At 64.4% G+C, this 20,525-nt stretch carries 16 protein-coding genes and 1 tRNA gene; 9 read left to right on the top strand and 8 right to left on the bottom strand.

Features of this window, described 5'->3' with window-relative positions; genetic code table 11:
* Nucleotides 1–17 precede the first annotated feature (17 nt).
* Nucleotides 18–2,528 carry a TonB-dependent receptor gene (locus GGR38_RS09135; RefSeq protein ID WP_183624749.1) on the bottom strand — a complete coding sequence of 837 codons (2,511 nt, stop codon included), beginning with the start codon at nucleotides 2,526–2,528 and terminating at the stop codon, nucleotides 18–20.
* A 205-nt stretch (nucleotides 2,529–2,733) separates the two neighbouring features.
* On the opposite strand from GGR38_RS09135, the gene msrB reads away from it, so the two are divergent.
* Together msrB and GGR38_RS09145 are read left to right on the top strand one after the other, a co-directional pair.
* Nucleotides 2,734–3,150 carry a peptide-methionine (R)-S-oxide reductase MsrB gene (msrB, locus tag GGR38_RS09140; protein WP_183624751.1) on the top strand — a complete coding sequence of 139 codons (417 nt, stop codon included), beginning with the start codon at nucleotides 2,734–2,736 and terminating at the stop codon, nucleotides 3,148–3,150.
* A gap of 169 nt (nucleotides 3,151–3,319) precedes the next feature.
* Nucleotides 3,320–5,374 (top strand): transglycosylase domain-containing protein, encoded by a 2,055-nt coding sequence (locus tag GGR38_RS09145; RefSeq protein ID WP_183624753.1) that lies wholly within the window; start codon nucleotides 3,320–3,322, stop codon nucleotides 5,372–5,374.
* A gap of 322 nt (nucleotides 5,375–5,696) precedes the next feature.
* On the opposite strand, the gene GGR38_RS09150 is transcribed toward GGR38_RS09145, so the two are convergent.
* The 3 genes from GGR38_RS09150 to hflK form a co-directional block, all read right to left on the bottom strand.
* On the bottom strand, nucleotides 5,697–7,229 hold the full coding sequence (locus tag GGR38_RS09150) for a Do family serine endopeptidase (RefSeq protein WP_183624755.1): 1,533 nt from the start codon (nucleotides 7,227–7,229) through the stop codon (nucleotides 5,697–5,699).
* A gap of 146 nt (nucleotides 7,230–7,375) precedes the next feature.
* A complete protein-coding gene (gene hflC / locus GGR38_RS09155) occupies nucleotides 7,376–8,248 on the bottom strand; it encodes a protease modulator HflC (RefSeq protein ID WP_183624757.1) in 873 nt (290 codons plus the stop codon).
* On the bottom strand, nucleotides 8,245–9,441 hold the full coding sequence (gene hflK, locus GGR38_RS09160; protein WP_183624759.1) for a protease modulator HflK: 1,197 nt from the start codon (nucleotides 9,439–9,441) through the stop codon (nucleotides 8,245–8,247). Before hflK ends, hflC begins: the two co-directional genes overlap by 4 nt.
* Nucleotides 9,442–9,596: 155 nt before the next feature.
* Here hflK and GGR38_RS09165 point away from each other — a divergent pair, with 155 nt between their 5' ends.
* Genes GGR38_RS09165 through hemH form a run of 3 tightly spaced genes read left to right on the top strand, consistent with a single transcriptional unit; the run spans nucleotide 9,597 to nucleotide 13,904 of the window.
* Nucleotides 9,597–10,607, top strand: a complete 1,011-nt coding sequence (locus GGR38_RS09165; protein ID WP_183624761.1) for an Mrp/NBP35 family ATP-binding protein — start codon at nucleotides 9,597–9,599, stop codon at nucleotides 10,605–10,607.
* A gap of 7 nt (nucleotides 10,608–10,614) precedes the next feature.
* Entirely contained in the window at nucleotides 10,615–12,882 is a 2,268-nt protein-coding gene (locus tag GGR38_RS09170; RefSeq protein WP_183624763.1) for a molybdopterin cofactor-binding domain-containing protein, read from the top strand.
* 8 nt (nucleotides 12,883–12,890) lie between these two features.
* Complete coding sequence (gene hemH, locus GGR38_RS09175; protein WP_183624765.1) at nucleotides 12,891–13,904, top strand: ferrochelatase; 1,014 nt, start codon at nucleotides 12,891–12,893, stop codon at nucleotides 13,902–13,904.
* 18 nt (nucleotides 13,905–13,922) lie between these two features.
* On the opposite strand, the gene GGR38_RS09180 is transcribed toward hemH, so the two are convergent.
* Nucleotides 13,923–14,114, bottom strand: a complete 192-nt coding sequence (locus tag GGR38_RS09180) for a DUF1674 domain-containing protein (RefSeq protein WP_183624767.1) — start codon at nucleotides 14,112–14,114, stop codon at nucleotides 13,923–13,925.
* A gap of 54 nt (nucleotides 14,115–14,168) precedes the next feature.
* Here GGR38_RS09180 and GGR38_RS09185 point away from each other — a divergent pair, with 54 nt between their 5' ends.
* Nucleotides 14,169–15,407, top strand: a complete 1,239-nt coding sequence (locus tag GGR38_RS09185; protein ID WP_183624769.1) for an RsmB/NOP family class I SAM-dependent RNA methyltransferase — start codon at nucleotides 14,169–14,171, stop codon at nucleotides 15,405–15,407.
* 9 nt (nucleotides 15,408–15,416) lie between these two features.
* Here the strand turns inward: GGR38_RS09185 and GGR38_RS09190 are convergent, their stop codons facing one another.
* Together GGR38_RS09190 and msrA are read right to left on the bottom strand one after the other, a co-directional pair.
* Entirely contained in the window at nucleotides 15,417–15,722 is a 306-nt protein-coding gene (locus tag GGR38_RS09190) for a hypothetical protein (RefSeq protein ID WP_183624771.1), read from the bottom strand.
* Between the two features lie 98 nt (nucleotides 15,723–15,820).
* Nucleotides 15,821–16,351, bottom strand: a complete 531-nt coding sequence (gene msrA / locus GGR38_RS09195; RefSeq protein WP_183624773.1) for a peptide-methionine (S)-S-oxide reductase MsrA — start codon at nucleotides 16,349–16,351, stop codon at nucleotides 15,821–15,823.
* Nucleotides 16,352–16,448: 97 nt separating this feature from the next.
* Between msrA and aguB the strand changes: the two genes are divergently transcribed.
* From aguB to GGR38_RS09210, 3 genes are all read left to right on the top strand, one after another.
* Complete coding sequence (gene aguB, locus GGR38_RS09200) at nucleotides 16,449–17,321, top strand: N-carbamoylputrescine amidase (RefSeq protein ID WP_183624775.1); 873 nt, start codon at nucleotides 16,449–16,451, stop codon at nucleotides 17,319–17,321.
* The gene (gene folK / locus GGR38_RS09205; protein ID WP_246404399.1) at nucleotides 17,305–17,823 is read left to right on the top strand and encodes a 2-amino-4-hydroxy-6-hydroxymethyldihydropteridine diphosphokinase; all 519 of its coding nucleotides are present in this window, start codon (nucleotides 17,305–17,307) and stop codon (nucleotides 17,821–17,823) included. Before aguB ends, folK begins: the two co-directional genes overlap by 17 nt.
* Before the next feature lie 26 nt (nucleotides 17,824–17,849).
* Nucleotides 17,850–17,925, top strand: a tRNA-Lys gene (locus GGR38_RS09210).
* 148 nt (nucleotides 17,926–18,073) lie between these two features.
* Here GGR38_RS09210 and GGR38_RS09215 read toward each other — a convergent pair.
* Nucleotides 18,074–20,371 (bottom strand): TonB-dependent receptor, encoded by a 2,298-nt coding sequence (locus GGR38_RS09215; RefSeq protein ID WP_183624779.1) that lies wholly within the window; start codon nucleotides 20,369–20,371, stop codon nucleotides 18,074–18,076.
* Nucleotides 20,372–20,525: the final 154 nt, after the last annotated feature.

Below are 20,525 nucleotides of genomic sequence, written 5' to 3' on the forward strand. Positions count from 1 at the left end.
CCTCCCCCTTTTCATCCTCAGAAGTCCTTCTTCAGCGTGACGGCCCATGTGCGCGGCAGGCCGGGCGCGCCCGACACGGTGCCGATCGACACGTAATTCGCGGTCATCGAGGTGAAGTAGTACTTGTTGAAGATGTTGCGCACTTCGACGCTGGCGGTCCAGCCATCGGCGGCGCTCTTCCATGTGATCCGGCCATTGCCCAGGAAATAGCCGTCGATCTTGTTGGTCGCCACCTGAGTGGCCAGCGATCCGCCGCCGCCATTGGTGGTCGTGCTGGTGGAAACCACCGCACTGTCGACATTGGTGGGGTCGACATAGATGTGCGACTGGTAATTGCCATCCGCGCGCAGCGAGAGCGTGCCCTTCAGGACATCGGGGATGTCGTATTGCACGCCCGCGTTCCATTTCCACTGAGGCGTATAGGGCGGGATCATATTGGGCCCCACCCCGGTGCTGGCGGTGTCCACGGTGGTGTATTTGAAGTCGAGATAGGACACCGAAGCATCAATGCTCAGCCCGGCGGTCGGGCGGATCGTGGTCTCAACTTCGATGCCCTTCACATGGGCCGAGCCGACATTCTTGGGTTGCAGGCAAGGCGTGGCTGGGAAGCCGAGCGTGTTGGGGCAATTCAGCACCGTCAGGATGATATTCTTGTAATCATTATAGAAGGCCGAAACGTTGACGCGCAATTTGCGGTCAAACAGGTCGGATTTGAAGCCCGCCTCATAGGCCACGATGGTCTCGGGCTGGAAGGACTGGGCCTGGTTGATATAGAACGGACGCGGATTGACGCCGCCCGCGCGGTATCCGGTCGAAACCTGCGCATAGGCCATCAGTTGCGGGCTAAAGCGATAGTCGCCCGCGATGCGCCAGTCGGTGCGCTGCTTTTCGAAATGGGCGTTCAGGCCGTTGAGAGCGGCGATGGCGCAGTTCGAAGGCTGGCCCACGACAAAGGGATAGCCGGTGCAGGGCAGGATCGGCGAACCATCGGGATTATGCCGCGAATAGGTGTAATCCTTGGTGTCCCAACTGGCGCGGATGCCGCCCGTGATGGTCAGCGCTTCGGTCAGCTTGCCCGAGACATTGGCGAAGATCGCCTTGTTGGTGGCAGGCGTGGTGTCGGGCCCGTGCAGGAAGTCGATGCCCGCATAGTTCAGGTCGATGCGCCCGGTATAGGTGCCCTTGGCGTGGAAATAGAAGCCGCCCACCGTGTAATCCAGACGGCGGTTGAGCGCCTTGCCGGACAGGCGGATTTCCTCGCTCCACTGGGTGTTGGCCTGCGCCTGTTCCAGCATCGATGGCTGGACCGGGGCGCCTTCGGCAAAGGCCCAAGAGGAATTGTAATGGCGATAGGCGCTGATGGATTTGAGCGCCAGATCATCGGCAATCGTCCAGTCGATGGTTCCGGCAAAGCCATAATTGTCGAGGTTCGAATGCGGGTTCAGCGTCAGCGGCTTATAGGGCATCTGGCTGTCGGATGCCGCATTGTCGAAGAAGGTGGCATAGGAGACATAGCGCCCGTCATATCCGGCGGGCACCGTGTCGCAGCTGTTCACGCCGCTGGTGACAAAGGCGCAGTTCAAGGGAATCGAGGCGCCATTGGTGCCGCGCAGCCATGGGCGGGCGGGCGATTTGCTGACCGGAGAACCGGCGAATTGCGCGATGGAATTGCCATAGACCAGCACGGTCGCGCCGGGCTCATCACGCTGGCGGGTATAGTCGCCCGAGACATTGATCTCGACATTGGTGGCCGGTTGCCAGCGCAGCGCGACCTTGCCCGCGGTAAAGCTGGTGCCGCCCAGCGTGCCCAGCACCGGACTGTCGCCGGTGGCCTGCGTGGGCACATTCGATCCGGGGTGGGTCTTGGCGTAATCCAGCCGCTTGACATAGCCGTCGCGGTTCTTGGTCGCGCCCGACACGCGCAGGAACAGATTGTCGGCCAGCTTCAGGTCGAAGAAGGCGCGCATGTCGATGCGGTTGAACGAGCCATAGGTGCCCTCGACCATGCCCTTGCCATTGCCCTGCGGCTTGACCGAATAGAGCTTGATCGACCCGCCCAGCGAGTTGCGCCCCGAAAGCGTGCCCTGCGGCCCGCGCAGAACCTCGACCCGGTCAAGGTCCATCAGGTCGAGCAGCGAGCCGGTGAGGGTGGGCAGATAGACATCGTCAATATACATGCCCACGCCCGGTTCGAGCGCAAAGTTCGGGTCGGTCTGGCCCACGCCGCGGATAAAGGCGATGATGCCCGGCCCGAGATAGGCGTTTTGCGGGGTCAGCGTGACATTGGGCGTTTGCGCGGCCACTTCGGCCACATTGGTCTGCCCCCGCGCGGCCAGCGATGCCCCGGTCATCGCGGTGATGGCCAGCGGCGTGTCCTGCAACTTCTGGCTGCGGAATTGTGCGGTGACGACGATTTCGCCGGTGGTGACGTCCTTTTTGGCCTGCTCGGTTTGAGCATGGGCGGTGGTGGCGGTTGCGATCATCGCAACGCAGGCGCCAGACAGGTAAAGCCCCCTGATACCGATCATGATGCATCCTCTCATAGGTGCGCGGCGAATCCCTAGCACGCCGCGTCAACACCTGCTTATCGCGTTTGTGAAAATTTCAGCAATGTGATTGTTATTTCCAATCCCATTTTCCCCACCACCGCGACATTCTTGCCGCAGTCGCGGATCGCCTTGCGCGTGTGCGGGCCGCCCCCCATATATTCGGGCAATAAAGGAGAACTCCCCTATGTCCGATTCTCAAAGGGCTGACCCCGATATGCCCCACACCGAGGAAGAATGGCGCGCCCGTCTTACCCCGATGCAATATCACGTCCTGCGCGAAGGCGGCACCGAACGCGCCTTTACCGGCGAGTATGAGGGCAACAAGGCGACGGGCGAATATCTGTGCGCGGGCTGCGGTGCGCCGCTGTTTTCATCCGACACCAAGTATAATTCCGGCTCCGGCTGGCCCAGCTTCTATGCCCCCGAGGGCAGCGATGCGATCCTTGAACACCGCGATATGTCCCACGGCATGATCCGCACCGAGGTGCGCTGTGCGCGCTGTGACGGGCATCTGGGCCATGTCTTTCCCGATGGTCCGCAACCCACCGGCCTGCGCTATTGCATCAACAGCGCCAGTCTGGATTTCGAGCCACGGGACTGACCGCCCTGTTTTTGCGATAACCCCAGCAATTTCAGGTTAACCAAGGGCGCTCTATCGCCTATGCGGATTTGTCAGGCGGCGCGCGGATCCATTTCGCGCGCCCGTGGTTTGTGCATGATTGGCGCGTCGTCGGCTCTGTTCCGCGCGCGCAGCAGGGGTTGGCGTTTCGATGGCAAGGCAGAATAGGCGCGGTTCGGGCGATTCCGAGAGAGAGTCGAGTACGGGCCTGCGCGGGTTTTTGAAAAAGGTCGCGATCTGGACCGGGGCCGTGGGCCTGCTGGTGCTGATCACCGCTTTTGCGGCCGTGTGGTTCGAAGCCCAGCAATTGCCCGATTTCGACACGATGAAGACCAGCCAGAACGGCCAGACCATTCTGGTGCGCGCGCGCGACGGCAGCGAATTGTTCGCGATGGGCCCCAGCTATGGCAAATGGCTGTCCTATCAGGACATTCCCTCGGAAATGAAGGCCGCCATCGTCGCCACCGAGGATCGCCGTTTCCGCGACCATATCGGCATTGACCCGATCGGCGTGCTGCGCAGCTTTTACGTTCGCGCGCAAAAGGGCAAATGGCGTCAGGGCGGCTCGACTCTGACCCAGCAATTGGCGCGCACGATCTTCCTCAACAATGACCGCACGTGGAACCGCAAGGCCCGCGAGGCGCTGATCGCGCTGGCGCTGGAGTTCAAGTTTTCCAAGGATGAGATCCTCGAACTCTATCTGAACAAGGTCTATTTCGGCGGCGGCGCCTATGGCGTGGATGCGGCGGCGCGCAAGTTCTTCGGCCACGAAGGCAAGCAATTGAGCCTTGGCGAAGCCGCGATCATCGCCGGGTTGGTCAAGGCGCCCAGCCATTATTCGCCCACCGCCGACCAGCAGGCCGCGATCGACCGCGCCAAGGTCGTGCTGGAGGTGATGGTGGACGCCGGCGCGATCACCCCGGCGCAGGCCGATGGCGTCGATCTGCAATCGGTCAAACTGGCCGCCGAAGCCTCGCAAAGCACGGTGCGTTATTTCACCGATTGGGCGCTGCCCCAGCTTGACGTGCTGCTGCCCGAAACGCGCGACCCCAACAATCATGACAATCTGGAGGTCTGGACAACGCTGGACCCCAAGCTCCAGAATGCGGCGACCTCGGCGATCAAGGGCTATACGCCCAAGGATGCGCAGGGCGCGCTGGTCAGCATGGACCGCGATGGCGCGGTGCTGGCAATGGTGGGCGGTCAGGATTACGTGGCCAGCAATTACAACCGCGCGACCAATGCGCTGCGCCAGCCCGGCTCGGCGTGGAAGCTGTTCGTCTATATGGCGGCGCTGGAAGCGGGCGTGAAGCCGGATGATCCAGTGGTTGACCAGCCCGTCACCATCGACGGGTGGAGCCCGCGCAATTCGGGCGGCACCTATGCGGGCCAGATCGACGTGCGCACCGCCTTTGCCTATTCGAAAAACACCGTGGCCGCGCAATTGGGCCAGCAGGTGACGTTTGACGCCGTGGCCGCGATGGCGCGCCGTTTCGGCATCAGCACGCCGATCTCGACCAATCCTTCGATGGTGCTGGGCAGCAATGACGTGCGCGTGATCGACATGGTGAAGGCCTTTGCCGCCGTTTCGGCGCGGGGCACTTCGGTCGAGCCCTATGGCATCGTCAAGGTCGTCGCCAGCGATGGCCGCGTGCTGTATGAACATGCCCAGAAGCAGGGGCAGACGCTGGTGGCCCCCTTCGTTTCGGCCGGGATCACCGATCTGCTCCAGACAGCGGTCAACATCGGCACGGGCCGGGCGGCCCAGATCGGCCGCCCGGTTGCTGGCAAGACCGGCACCACCAGCAGCAACAAGGACGGCTGGTTCCTCGGCTTTTCCAGCGGCGTGACCACCGGCGTGTGGATGGGCCGCGATGATGCCAAGGCTGTCCCCGGCCTGCAGGGCGGCACCGCCCCGGCGCGCGCCTTTGCCCAATATATGAAGGTTGCCGTGGCCCAGCGCCCGATCGAGCCCTTCGAAACCCAACTGACCCTGCCCGACTGGCAGCTTGAGCCGGACGATATGGCGAACCTTAGCGGGCCGGATGCCTATGTGCCGACCGATGAGGGCGCCAGCCCCGATGGCAATAACCCCACCGACAATCAGCCTGCGCCTGCGGCCAATCCGGACTTTCTGGACAATGCCACCGGGCGGCAGGGGGATAATAATACCCGCAAGCGGGCGCAGCCGAGTGTGGGGATTTAAGAGGTAAGGGATAGGTGCGAGGGTCTCGACCCTCGCGCTCCCGTTACTGTCTGCGTGGCGCGATGGGTTCGGCCGCAAGGTATCGGACGCAGCGTTTGAAATTGAAAGCCTGCGGCGCGGCGAGCGATGAGCTTACCGCGCCGCAGGCTTTATTCATATTTACGCAAACCGGGCCAACCAGCCACCACCCATTAATGGGATTGCAAAGGGACCGAGTCCCTTTGCCCGCCGGAGGCATAAAACCCTTAAAACCCGCCCAAAACAAAAACCCCCGCCAGCCTGACGCTGACGGGGGCCTTTGTTCATGCCCTATGCGCAAAGATTAACGCAGGCGGATGCCCACATAGATCGGCGGCTGACCGGGGCGCATCCATTGCACGCCGATGGCGGTGCGGCCTGCGGACTGCGCTGCGCGGATGCCGTTTTCGACCTCGCCCACGGAGGTGATCGGGGCGTTATTGACCGAGAGCAGCACGTCGCCGCGTTCAAAGCCCTTGGCGCCCGCGTCCGAGGAGGAATCGACGCCCGCCACGACCACGCCCTTGGTATCCTCGGGCAGGCCAAGCTGGCGCGCGATCTGCGGGTTGAGCGTCAGCAGCGAAAGGCCGAGCGACTTTTCTGCAAGGCCGGTGCCCTTGGTGGGGGCCTTTTCAAAGTCGTCGCCGCCCTTCTTGCGGTCAAAGGTCTGCTGGGCCAGTTCCTCGTCGGTCGGGCGCTTGGAGACGGCCACGTTGAGCGTCATGCGCTGGCCGCCGCGCAGCACTTCGAGCGGGATCTTGGTGCCGGGCTTTACGTTCGAAACGAGGAACGACAGCGTCTGGTCGCGGGTCACGTCTTTGCCGTTGACCTTGAGCACCACGTCGCCCGCCTTGACGCCGCCCTGATCGGCGCCCTTGCCGGGCTCGACCGCCTGGATCAGTTCGCCGCGATTGTGGGGCAGGCCCATCGAATCGGCATAGTCGGTGGTGACGGGCTGGATACGCACGCCCAGATAGCCGCGCTCGATGGTCTGGCCCTTGATGAGCTGATCGACGATGGGCGCGGCGGTTTCGGCCGGGATGGCAAAGCCGATGCCCACGCTGCCGCCCGAGGGCGAGAAGATCGCGCGGTTGATGCCGATCACCTGCCCCTTCATGTCGAACATCGGGCCGCCGGAGTTGCCCTGATTGATCGCCGCGTCGGTCTGCAGATAGCGGTCATAGGCGCCGCCCTGACCCGTGTTGCGATAGACCGCCGAGATGATGCCCGCCGTCACCGTGCCGCCAAGGCCGAAGGGGTTGCCGATGGCCACCACCCAGTCGCCCACGCGCGAGGCGCGGCTGTCGCCGAACTTCACAAACGGCAGCGGCTTGCCCGCGGTAATTTTCAGAACGGCAAGGTCGGAGGCCGCATCCTTGCCGATCAGCTTGGCCGGATATTCGCTGCCGTCGGGCAGGGTGACGGTGATCGATTCGACCACGCCCTGTCCTTCGGGCGTCACCACATGGTTGTTGGTGACCAGATAGCCGTCGGCAGAAACGATGAAGCCGGAACCCAGCGACTGCGCCTCGCGGGTCTGAGGGGCTTGGCCCTGACCTTCGCCGCCGCCAAAGAAGCCTTCAAAGGGCGTGCCGGCAAAGGGATTGGCCCCGCCTGCCACGCGCACCTTCTGGCGGGTGGAAATGTTCACCACCGCCGGCTGCAACTGACTGGTAAGATCGGCAAAACTGGAAGGCGCACCCACGCGGGGCGTGATCGCCTGAATGTTCTGCGCATCGTTTTGCGCCACCTGCGCCCCGGCGGGAAGTCCGGTGAGGAGCGAGAGGGTCGCACCCCCAAGAAGCAGCGCACTGGTCACTCCATAAGCGTATCGCACTGGGCATAGTCCTTGTTGTGTTGCCCGGACCCGGTTGCACCGGGGGCGGGGGCCGGTCTCCGTCCGGCCATGGGTTATTCACGCGGGATATTTACGCGCCCTTGTCCTGAATGGAAATTGAATAGGCGCGTGCCGGTTCCATCGCCTTACTGGCCCTTCTGGCTGCGGAACTGGCGCAGATAGTCGTTGTCCGGCGTCAGCACGATCGTGGTCGACGACTTGTTGGCCGGGTTGGCGAAGGTGGTGCGATAGCTCTCCATCGCGCGATAGAAATCGTAGAACGACGGGTCCTTGCCATAGGCCTCGGCATAGGTCTTGGCGGCGGTGGCTTCGGCATCGGCGCGGATGATCTGGGCCTGTTTCTGGCCCATGGCGCGGATGGTGGTGGCCTCCTGCTCGCGGGCTGCCTCCATGCGGGCATAGGCGCGTTCCAGCGGCGTGCCATCGGGCAGATCGGCGCGTTTGATGCGCACGTCGATGATCTGGGCGCCATATTCGCGCGCCTCGACATCCAGCGCCTTGCGGATCTGTTCCATCATCACCCCGCGCTCGGGCGTCAACAGCGACTGGAACGTATAGCTGGCCAGCCCCTGACGCAGCACGCTGGTCAGGATCGGCTGCAACTGTTCCTGCACCCGCTCGCTGGTGCCCGCCGTGCGGACCATTTTCACCGGGTCGATGATGCGGAAACGGGCATAGGCGTCCACCTCCAGCCGCTGCTGGTCGGAGGAGTTAACCTGCTGGCGCTCCATATCCAGATTGAGCACGCGCCGGTCCACCCGCACCAGCGTTTCAAAGAAAGGCACCCGCAGCGAAAGCCCGGCGCCGGTGTTGCCGTAATCCACGCCCGGCTTGTAACGGTTGATGACGCGCACCGGATCACCCAGCCACATCACCACCGCCTGCTGGCTTTCGGGCACTTCGACGATGGCCGAAAAACCCACCAGCGCCGCGGCGATCAGCCCCGCCACCGCCAGTTTGGCGCGCGGAGCAATGCCGTCCTGAAACAGCCCGCTCATGGCTTCACCACCGTGGTGTCCTCAGTGGGCTTCTTCTGGATTGCGGGCAAAGGCATATAGGAATTGAAGCCGCCGCTGGGGGCGATCACCTTGTCATTTTGCGACAGAACCTGCTCCATCGTGGCGTAATACATGCGGCGGCGCGTAACTTCGGGCGCCAGCTTGTACTGGTCGTAAACCTTGTTGAAGGCGGTGGCGTCGCCCTCGGCACGCTGGGTCACCTGTTCGGCATAGGCGCGCGCGTTCGACATATCGCGGTTGGCGTCCTGTTGCGCTGCCTGCACGCGCTGAAAGGCGTCATTGACCTTGGCGGGCGGATCGGCCTTCTTGATGTCCACGCCCTGCACCAGAATGCCCGAATGATAGGCGTCCAGCACCGCCTGCATGCGCTGGCGCACATTGCTCTCGATCTCGGCGCGGCGCGTGCCCAGCATCACATCATTGAGCTTCACCTCGGCCACGCTGGCGCGCATCGCAGCCTCGGCCACTTCGCGCACGGTGCCCTTGGGGTCTTCCAGCTGATAGGTGAACTGTTTGAGATCGCGGATATTCCAGCGGATGATATAGCTAAGGTCCACCAGGCTCTGATCGCCGGTCAGCATCAGCTTTTCCGCCTCGCCATCGGGCACATTGTCGCGCCGGATCGAGGTCACATCCTCCACCCGCACGCGCTGGATCGGCCAAGGCGCGGTGAAATTCATCCCCGGCCCGATCGTGGTGGTATATTTGCCAAAGGTGGTGACGATGCCCTGTTCGTTCGAGGAGAGCTGATGCCCGGTGGAAAAGACCAGCCAGACCAGCGCTACCCCGCCCAGCACCATCGGCGTCCAGCTTTTGCCGTCGGGGCGCTGGGGGATGCGGAAATTGGGGCCGGGGGGCGGAGAACTGGGGCCGCCGGGGCCGCCCGATCCGCCGTTTTCACGGCGAGCGCGGAAAATGTCCTCAAGGCTGCTGGCCCGGCGGGGGCCGCCGCTCTTGCCGGGGCCGGTGTTGGGCGGTTGCCATGGGTTGCGGGGCCCCTGCGGCCCCTGATTGCCCGGCTTTGGCGCGCCTTCATCGGGGCCTGATCCATCGTCCTGATCGGCGTTGAATACCGGGAACAGGGCATGGGAATTATCCCGTGCCCCGCTTTGAATCCGGCCCTGAAACCGGCGTTGAATTTCCTGCGCTATACGCTCGGCCAATTGCTTCATGGCCTTATCTATAGGTGGCTCCTTGCGAATTAACAGGGGGCGATTGAAGCCTCACCCGCAAATTTCCCCAAGCGGCCCCACTTTCGGGTGTTTCCCCTTGGGGGCAAAATGCTCTAGGGCGCGGGGCAAGCCTGTTTTGCTACGAGGAAGCCGTGATGACTGCCCAGCCTGCCGATGATCTGCGCCAACTTCTGCCTGCCGATATGGCCGCGCGGGTGCAATCGCTGCGTCTGGCCGATGGGGTGGTGACGCTGGTGCTGGACGGGGCGGGGCTGGACGGCGATGGCCGTGCCGCGCTGGAGGCGGGGGCCAAGGCGGCGCTGCTGGCCGCGCCCGGCGTGTCCGAGGTGCGCGTGGGCATCGTGGCCGACCGCGATGCGCCTCCTCCGGCGCCCAAGGGGCCGCTGATCCTTGCCGTGGGTTCGGGCAAGGGGGGCGTGGGCAAATCCACCCTCTCGGCCAATCTGGCGGTGGCGTTGGCGCGGTTGGGGGTGCGGGTCGGATTGGTCGATGCCGACATCTATGGCCCTTCGCAGCCGCGCCTGCTGGCCAATGAGGGCAAGAAGCCCGAAGCCAAGGACAGCAAGATGTTCCCCGTCCCCAGCCGCTATGGCGTGCCGGTGCTTTCTATGGGCCATCTGATCGAGGACGGGCGCGCGATTGCCTGGCGCGGGCCGATGGTGTCGGGCGCGCTGAACCAATTGATCGACGCATGGTGGGGCGATACGCAGGTGCTGGTGATCGACCTGCCCCCCGGCACGGGCGATGTGCAATTGACCATGGTGCAGAAGCACAAGCCTGCAGGCGCCGTCATTGTCTCGACCCCGCAGGATCTGGCGCTGATGGATGCCAGTCGCGCGCTCAACCTGTTCGAGGCGGCCCATGTGCCGGTGCTGGGGCTGGTGGAAAATATGGCGGGCTATGTCTGCCCCCATTGCGGCAATGTGTCGGACCCCTTCGGCTGTGGCGCGGTTGAGGATGCGGCCAAGCGGCTGGAGATGCCTTTCCTTGGTCGCGTGCCGCTGGATATGGCGATCCGCCTTGGCTCGGACGCGGGCGAGCCCCCGGCAGCGGGCGAGGGGCCGCAGGCCGAGGCTTTTGCCGCCATCGCGCGCAAGCTGTTGCCATGGCTGGCGACGCAGGGTGTGACCCCGGAAAAGGGCTAAGCCCGACATGGCCATCACCCGGCGGCAATGGTTGATCGGCGCGGCGGCGGGCGGTGGCCTTGTGGTCGGGTGGAGCCTGTTGCCCCGGCATTATGCCTATCCCTTCCCGCCCGAGGAGGGGGAATATCCCTTCGACGCATGGCTGCGCATCGGCAAGGACGGCGTGGTCAATGTGGCGATCCCCCAATTGGAAATGGGGCAGGGGGTGATGACCGTGCTGGCTCAGATCGCGGCGGTCGAACTGGGGGCGGACTGGCGGCAGGTAGCGGTGACGCCCGCGCCGATCAGCGCGCTGTTCCCCAATCTGCCGCTGGCCGCGAGCTGGGCGCCGCTCTGGGCGCCGATTGTCGCGCCGCTGGTCGCGGACCGGCATAGCTGGATGGTCCGCCGCTGGGCTGAGGATCATCGCTTTATGGCCACAGGCGGGGGTACGTCGGTCACGGCCTATGAGGAGCCCCTGCGCAAGGCGGCAGCGGGCGCGCGGGCGGTGCTGGCCATGGCGGCGGCGGCGCGCTGGGGCGTGAAGTGGGAAGAATGCGAGGTGTCGGGCGGGGCGGTGCGCCATGGCGGGCGCTCGTTTGGCTTTGGCGCGCTGGTTCAGGATGCGGCGGGGCTGACCCCGCCCGATCCGCCGGTGCTACGCCCTGCGCCGCCTGCGGAAAGCCCGGCGGCGCTGCCGGGGGGAGCGGAACTGGCCTTTCCTCGGCTTGATGCTCCGGCCAAGGTCGATGGATCATGGCCCTTTGCGGGCGATATTCGCTTGCCAGACATGCTCTATGCCGCGATCCGCCATGCTCCGCGCGGGGAAAATATTGCTTTGGGCGCGCATGATGCGGGGCGGGCGCACGGGGTTTCGGGTTTTGTCCGCATGGTCGAAGGGCCGCGCTGGGTGGCCGCGGTAGCCACTGACTGGTGGGCGGCGGAACAGGCGCTGGCCAAAATCGCGCCCGGCTTTGCGGTGGAAAAGCCGCTGGAAAGCGCCGACATAACCAAGGCGCTGGACGAGGCGTTGAAGGGCGATGACGCGCATCGCATGGTTGCGCAGGCCGATGCCGATGGCATTCTGGGCGCGCATCCGCAATTTTCCGCGCGCTATGACATTGCCCCGGCAGTCCATGCCACGCTGGAAACCGCGACGGCTACGGCGCGGCTGCGCGAGGGCATGGTCGAGGTCTGGGCGGCGACACATACGCCTGAACGCGCCAGACTGGCCATCGCGCGCGAGCTGGCGGTGCCCGCGCATCAGGTGACGCTCTATCCGGCGGCGGCCGGGGGCAGTTTCGATGCGCGTTTCGATGCCCGCTTTGCCATTCAGGCCGCCGCCATCGCGCAGGCGGTGGGCAAGCCGGTGCAACTGATCTGGAGCCGGTGGCAGGAGCATGTCGCCGGATTGCCCCGCGCGTCGATGGCCGTTCATGTCGAGGCGCGGGCCGATACGGCGGGCCATGTTGCCGCGTGGCGCGCGAAAATCGCCATGCCCGCCACGATGCGTGAATTCGGCCTGCGCATGTTGTCCGGCGCCAGCCCGACCAAGGCGGCCAAGATGCAGGACCGCAAGGACATTATGGCGATGGAGGGGGCCAATCCGCCCTATGCCATTGCCCATGTTGCGGTTGATCATGCGCCCGTCGCGACCGGATTGCCCACCGGCCTGATGCGCGGGGGGCCGCATGGGTTGCATGCCTTTGTCTCGGAAAGTTTCCTTGACGAGATCGCCGCCGCGCTGGGACGTGAGCCTTTGTCCTTTCGCATGGGGATGCTGGCGGGCGATCCGCGCATGGCGGCGTGTCTTCAGCGGGTATCGGCGCTGGCCGAATGGAATGGCGGCAAGGATGGCAGCGGGGCGGGGCTGGCCTGTCATCGCATGGGGGCGGTGGGTGATGGCGGTTGCATCGCGGCCATCGCCACCGCGCGGCGCAGCGACGCGGGCGTCCGCGTGGACCGCATCACCGCCGTGGCCGACATTGGCCGCATCATCAACGCCGACATCGCCCGCCAGCAGATCGAGGGCGGCCTGATCTTTGGCATCGGCCTTGCCCTTGGCGCCAGCACGGGCTGGGAGAAGGGGCTGCCGGTTTTATCGCGACTGGGTCAATTGGGCTTGCCCTTGCTGGCCGATTGCCCCGAAGTCGAGGTTGAATTGATCGCCAGCGGGGCCGATCCCTTCGATCCGGGCGAACTGGGCGTGGCGGTGGCCGCGCCTGCGATTGCCAATGCGTTGTTTTCCGCCACAGGCATCAGGCTTCGCCGCTTGCCTCTGGCCTCTGACGATTAGGAATGATGATGAAGCGCCCTTCCGATCACCCGCCTGTGGCCGCCCCGCGCGTGGGGGTGATGCTGGTCAATCTGGGCACGCCGCAGGCGCCCACGGCATCGGCGGTGCGCACCTATCTGGCCGAATTCCTGTCGGACCGGCGCGTGGTCGAAATCCCGCGCGCGGTGTGGCTGCCGATCCTGCACGGCATCATCCTGCGTACGCGCCCGGCCAAATCGGCCCATGCCTATGCGCAGGTGTGGACCAAGGATGGCTCGCCTTTGGCCGCGATCACGCAGGCGCAGGCTCAGGATCTGCAGGTGCGGATGGGCGATGGCGTGATGGTCGATTGGGCGATGCGCTATGGCGCGCCCTCGATCCCTGATGTGCTGGCGCGGATGAAGGCGGCGGGGTGCGAGCGCATTCTGGTCGCCCCGCTCTATCCGCAATATTCGGGCGCGACTACGGCCAGCGTGATCGACCGGCTGGGCGAGGGGCTGGGCGCGATGCGCTGGCAACCGGCGATCCGCACCCTGCCGCCCTATTACGATGATCCGGCGCATGTCGAGGCGCTGCGGGCGGATCTCTCGGCGCAATTGCAAGCGCTGGCCTTTGTGCCGCAGGTCCTGCTGCTCTCGTTCCACGGCATGCCGGAACGCACGCTGAATCTTGGCGACCCCTATCATTGTCAGTGCCGCAAGACCGCGCGCCTGTTGAGCGAGGCGCTGGCGGGGGAATTTCCGGGGTTGAAGGTGGAAACCTCGTTCCAGTCGCGCTTTGGCCGGGCCAAATGGCTGGAGCCTTCGACCGAGGATACGCTGGCCCGTCTGGCGCACGAGGGCGTGGGGCGGGTGGCGATTGCCGCGCCCGGATTTTCCGCCGATTGCGTCGAAACGCTGGAGGAACTGGCCATCCGCGGGCGCGAGGTGTTCGAGGAAGTAGGCGGAAAGGACTATGCCGTGCTGGAATGCCTCAACGCGGGCGCCGATGGCATGGGGATGCTGGAGGCGTTGGTGCGGCGCGAATTGATGGGCTGGGTCTAAACCCTCAAAAGTCCGCCTTTAAAAATCCCATGCAATCCCCTTGCGGGTGAAATCGCCATAGCGGGTTGGGGACAGGCCCTCGGGGTCTTCTTCGTCTTTCGGCGCGGCCGGGGCGGGCACGGGATCGTTGGTCCAATGCTGCGGCTTGGTGAAAGTGCCGGGGCGCTGGGTGGCGCGCTGGATCGGCCGGGGGTTGGCATCGTCGGTCATGGCCTTGCCATGCGCCCGCTGGCGCTGGAATGCAATATCCCCTAAGGGCCGCCGATGAACCAACGCAACAATCGACCCGAGACTGGTGAAATCGTCCCCGGACTTGCCCCCCGCCGTGCCGCTTTGCGCCTGATGGATGCGGTGCTGCGCCGGGGTGAAACGCTTGATAATGCGGCCCATGCCGCCACGCAGGGCCTGCCCCAGAATGACAAGGCGCTGGCCCGCGCGCTGGCGGGCGAGGCGATGCGCTGGATGGTGGATCTCGACGCGCTGATCGATTCGGCCACCCAGCAGATCCTGCCCGAAGATGCCAAACCGCGCAGCGTGTTGCGCCTGATGCTGGCGGGTTGGCTGCGGCTGGAAACGCCGCCCCATGCGGTGGTGGCCACCGGGCTGGAACTGCTTCAGGGTGGGCCGCGCCGGTTGGCACATGGCGTGTTTTCCGCGCTGGTGAAGCAAGGCGTGACCCTGCCCGAAATCCCGACCCTGCCCGAGGCCGTGGCGGAGCGCTGGGGCGAGCATGGCGAGGCCATTGCGGCGGGTCTGGCCGTGCCGCCGCCGCTGGATCTGAGCGTGAAGGCGGGCAAGGATGCGCCCGAGGGCCTCTCGCTGATGCCCGGCCATGTGCGCCTCTCGCGCGGGGATGCGGTGGAAAGCCTGCCCGGTTTTGCCGATGGCGACTGGTGGGTGCAGGATCTGGCCGCCTCGATCCCGGCGCGCCTGATCGGCGCGGGAACGGGCCGCGTGCTGGACGTTTGCGCCGCGCCGGGGGGCAAGACGATGCAACTGGCCGCCGCCGGTTGGGATGTGACCGCGCTGGACAGCAGCCCCAAGCGGATCGAGCGGATGCGGGCCAATCTGGCGCGCACCGGGCTGTCGGCCGATCTGATCGCGGCCGATGCGCTGAAATATGAGCCGGAGGACTTGTTCGACGCGGTTTTGCTGGATGCACCCTGCACGGCGACCGGCACATGCCGCCGCCATCCCGATGTGCTGCACCGCATCGGTTCGCGCCAGATTGCCGAGATGGCCGAATTGCAGGAGGCTTTGCTCGCCCGTGCGGCAGGGTGGCTCAAGCCCGGCGGTGTGCTGGTCTATGCAGTCTGCTCGCTGGAGCGCGAGGAGGGCGAGGAGCAGGCAGTGAAAGTGGGCCTGACCCCCGATCCGATCCGGGCCGAGGAATTGCCCGCAGGCTTAGCGCCTACGCAGCAAGGCTGGCTGCGCACCGACCCGGGGATGCTGGGCGAGGCCGGCGGGCTTGATGGGTTTTTCATCGCGCGCTGGCGGAAATAAGGCGGGCCGTCAAAGGATCAGCGTGGCGGATTTATCCGCCGCCTGCGCCATCAGGCTCAGCGCCTGATGGCCGCGCCCGGTCAGGCAATAGCGGCCCTCGACTATCTGTTCGACCAACCCTTCGGAGCATAGCGCCGAGAGCCAGAGCAGCGCCGTGGCCATGCCCTCCGGCCCCAGATCGGCCAGATCGCCGGGGCCAAGCCCTTCATAGCCGACCACATCAAGCCGCATCAGCAGGTCGATCCCGTCAACCGGGAACATCCGGTTATGCAGGATGCGCGCTGCGGTAATGATATGATGCAGGATGGCGAACATGGAACCGGCCTCTCATTGGGGTGAGGCCTGGTCCCATGGATCGATAAATCGGGAAATTGATCAAAGATGGTTTTTGCAATCGGTTTTACTGATTGACCTTACCCCTTCAACCTGTCCGCAAATCCCTTCTTCAGCTTGGCCAGCTTGGGCGGGATCACGGCAAGGCAATAGGGATTGCGCTGGCCTTCGCCCACCCAGTAATCCTGATGATAGTCCTCGGCCGGATACCATGGCGCGATGGGCTCGATCGAGGTGACGATGGGGGCGGGCCAGTCCTTTTGCGCGCGCAGTTTGGCGGTTTCGGCCTCGGCGCTTTGTACGGCATCCAGGGGGAAGATCGCGCTGCGATACTGTGTGCCCACGTCATTGCCCTGCCGGTTGAGCTGCGTCGGGTCATGGGTTGCAAAAAACACGTCGAGCAGCGCGCCATAGGACAGAACCGCCGGATCGAACGTGATACGGATCGCCTCGGCATGGCCGGTCGCCCCGCCGCATACCTGTTTGTAGGTGGGATTTTCCACCGCGCCGCCGATATAGCCGCTTTCCACGTTCCTGACCCCGGCCAGTTGTCGAAACACCGCTTCGACGCACCAGAAACAGCCGCCTGCGACAATTGCCTGCTGGGCCATGCCTATTCTCCAATCTTTCGCGAATGGGCCCTAGATAGGAACGATCGCGCCGCCTGCAATGGTGGACATATTTCCGTCCCCGACATAGGAAGCCGCCATGACCGAACGCAAGATCACCGTCGCCGCGCTGCAACTGGCGCTGGGCAGCCAGGATGAGGCGCAAAATATCGCGGCCACCGTCGCGTTGGTGGAGCAGGCCGCAAAGCACGGCGCGCAGATCATCCTGCCGCCGGAACTGTTTTCCTCGCCCTATTTCTGCACGATTGAGGATGAGGCGCTGTTCGCCCTTGCCCGCCCGGCGGCGGAGCATCCCAGCGTGATCGCGATGCAGGAACTGGCGCGGGCGCTGAAAGTGGCGATCCCGACCAGCTTCTTTGAGCGCGACGGACATCACTATTACAACACGCTGGCCATGATCGACGCCGATGGGCAAATCATGGGCACCTATCGCAAGAGCCACATTCCCGATGGGCCGGGTTACGAGGAAAAATACTATTTCCGCCCCGGCAATACCGGTTTCAAAGTGTGGGACGTATTCGGCACGCGTATCGGCGTGGGCATCTGCTGGGACCAGTGGTATCCCGAATGCGCGCGGGCGATGGCCTTGATGGGGGCAGAGGTGTTGTTCTATCCCACCGCCATCGGCACCGAGCCTTATAATGCCGATCTGGACACCAGCCGCATGTGGCGCCGCGCGATGCAGGGCCATGCGGTATCGAACTGCATGCCCGTGATCGCCGCCAACCGCATCGGCGCCGAGGCGGCCTTTGGCGGGCCGGAACAATCCTATTACGGCCACAGTTTCATCAGCGACGAATGGGGCGATCTGACGGCGCAGTTCGGTGCGGGCGAAACCGGCGTGCTGGTCGAAACGCTCGACCTTGCGCGGGCGGCGACGCACCGGGCCGGGATGGGCTTTTTCCGCGACCGCAGGCCCCAACTCTATGGCCGCCTTGCCCAGGACATCTGACCTCTATGTGATCGCACTTGGCTCGAACGTTCGCCATGCGCGCCATGGCGGGCCAGAGCGTGTGTTGCAGGCCGCCGTTGCCGCGCTGGCGCAGGCGGGGCTGGGGGTCGAGGCGATGGCGCCGGTGATTCGCAGCGCGCCGCTGGGGCCGTCCTTGCGGCGCTATGCCAATGGGGCGGTGCTGGTGCGTTCGGATCTGTTGCCGCCTGCGATGCTGGGCCTGCTTAAATCCATCGAGCGCGAATTTGGGCGGCGGGGCGGAAAACGCTGGGGTTCGCGGGTGCTCGACCTTGATATCGTGCTGTGGGGCGGGGGAGAATGGCGCTCTGTCGGGCTTTGCGTGCCCCATGCCTCGTTCCGGCTGCGCGACTTTGTTTTGCGCCCGGTGGCCGCACTTGTCCCCAACTGGCGCGATCCGCGCACAGGTTTTAGCATCAAACAGTTACACAGCCGCTTGACCCGGAGCCTCCGCGCCCCTAGGGAACCGCGACCCGGCGCCTGAAGCTTCCCTTTCAGCCGCACTTATGGGGGCCCATAGCTCAGTCGGTAGAGCAACTGACTTTTAATCAGTAGGTCTCTGGTTCGAATCCAGATGGGCTCACCACCAATCCCACGATTTTGAAACTGGTTTGATCTTCCCCTTCCGGGGAGCGCCGAGCCATGTCTGGCGCGCGCATCGGCCCGATGTCGCAAAAAAAAGCCGGGGCAGGCCCAAACCCACCCCGGCTTTCCTATGGCTTTAGCGCCGGATCTCAGCGCAGGCTTAGCGCCACGCCGAAGATGCGCGGTTCGTTGTACACGCCCGCCATGTAGTTCTCGATCACGCCGATCAGATTGTGCTTGTTGAGCAGATTGCGGGCAAAGGCCGCGATCTCGTAATGCGGGGTGGCATAGCCGATGCGCGCGCCCAGTTCATTGTTGCCGTTGGCGGTGAATTCCGCCGAACGGTAAAGGACAAAGCTGGTCTTGCCTTGAATGTTCCAGTCACCCGCCGCATAGAGCTTGGCCCCATTGCCCAGCGGCACGTCATAGCGGGCCGACAGGTTCAGGTTATAGGTCGGCGCATTGGGCAGGGGATTGCCGTTGATCGGCACGAAATAGGACGTGCCGGTGCCCGTACCCTTGGTGAAGCCGCCGGTGTTATACACGGTGCAGACCTGCACCCCGTTCAGCCCGCAGGTCTGGGCATAGACGTTGCTGTCCTTGATTTCGGTATGCAGCAGCGACAGGCCAGAGCTGAGCGTCAGGTTGCCGGCCTTCAGGCTGAGATCGGCCTCGCCGCCATAGCCCACCGCCTTGTTGGCGTTGAACAGCACGCCGTTGCCGTTGCTGTCATTGCCGTTCAACTGGATGTTGTTGACGGTGTAGTAGAAGCCGGTGAGGTTGAAGTGCAGCGCGCCGCCAAGACCGGTGGTCTTGATGCCCGCTTCCCAACTGGTGTTGGTTTCGCTGTTGGCGGTGGTGAAATCGCTGTTGAACACGGCCGAGCGGCCCTGAATCGTCGGCCCGCGGAAACCGCGCGCCACGCGGGCATAGAGGTTCACGTCCGCGCTGGCCTTATACAGCAGGCTCAGATCCCAGCTCGGCTGGGTGTCGGCCAGGCGCACATAGGTGCGGCCTGTATAGGTCGAGACGCCCGCCGCCGTATTGGCGGTTTTCAGCAGCGCGGTCTTCTTCGTGTCATTGGTCACGCGGATGCCGCCCGTCACCGTCAGACGGTCGTCCAGCTTGTACGAAGCCTGACCGAACACGCCCCAGCTGGTGTTGATATTGTGCAGCAGCACCCAGTTGTTCGGATTATAGGCCGCCGTGGTCAGGAAATAGCCGCGCTGGTCGAATTCGGTGTCATCGCGCGCATCGAAATAGATGCCGCCCACCTGCCACTTGAAGCGCGCATTGTCCTTGCTGGCCAGACGCACTTCCTGCGTCCACTGGTCAAGCCCGCGCAGGCGGCCCTGCGACTGGCCATAGCCGTTGGCCGCGCCGTTGAAGGGGAAGTTGACCGCAGCGCCGCCATCGGTATCGCCGCGCGACCAGCCATCGGCGCCCTGATAGGACGTGATCGAGGTCAGCGTGACATTGCCGTAATCGTGGCGCACGCGCAGCGTCTGGCCATAGGTGGAATAGTTCTGCGGGTTGTTCTGCGCCTCGTCATAGGCAACCTGCTTCTGGTTCCATCCCGCCACGGTCTTGTTGCTGCCCTTGGCCAGCGAGCCGCGATAGAACAGGGTCGAGGTGCCCTGATAGGCGCGGTAATTGGTGGTCAGGTTAATGCTGGTGTCGGAGCTGGGGTCGAATTGCAGCTGAAACCGGGTGTCGTTTTCAGTAAAGCGGCCCAGCGTTTTGCCGCCGCCCACGGTGCCATCGGCGCTGACGCCGGTATAGGTGTTGGTCACCCAGTTGTCGCGGTGTTGATAAAGCGAGGAGAGGCGGAAGGTGACCGTGCCGTCCTTGGCGATCGGGCCGGACAGGGCGGCCTCTACGCTCTGCGTGTTATAGCTGCCCCAGCTGGCGTCGATATGGCTGGTCCAGTCCTTGGTGGGCTTGGCATTGTCGAACTTGATGATGCCTGCCGTGGTGTTGCGGCCAAACAGCGAGCCCTGCGGCCCGCGCAGCACTTCGACCTGCGCCACGTCATAGGCCGGGTTCGATTTGAGCACGACATGCTCAAGCACCACATCGTCCTGGATGATCGACACAGGCTGGCTGGCGCCGAGGTAGAAGTCGACATTGCCAAGGCCGCGAATGTAGAAACGCGGGAAGATGCGGCCGGTGGTCGATTCCACATAGAGGCTGGGCACTTTGCCCGACAGGCTGAGCAGGGAATCGCCACCGCCCGCGCGCGGGCCGGTCAGATCGTCGCTGCGCAGCACGGCCACGCTGAGCGGCACGTTCTGGAGATTTTCGCTGCGGCGCTGGGCGGTCACGGTGATGACGTTGGCGTCATTGGCTGCCTCAGCGGCCTGCGCATGGGTCGGGGCCAGCGCGATCAGACCGGCCAGAGCCAGAGCCCGGCGCGAGATCGCGGCTGTTTGAAGCGACGTTTTCATGGATTGCTCCCTCAACAAATTTGAAAACCTGACAGGGCGCGTCGCCAGTTTGCATCGGCGCCCTTGGGTGAAATGACACAATGGTTCCAGCGGCCCGTCCGCCATGGCGTCGGCAGGCTTGACCCAGAATTGTGACATTCCTGTCGCGAACTAG

The sequence above is a fragment of the Novosphingobium sediminicola genome (assembly GCF_014196525.1).
Taxonomy (GTDB): Bacteria; Pseudomonadota; Alphaproteobacteria; order Sphingomonadales; family Sphingomonadaceae; genus Novosphingobium; species Novosphingobium sediminicola.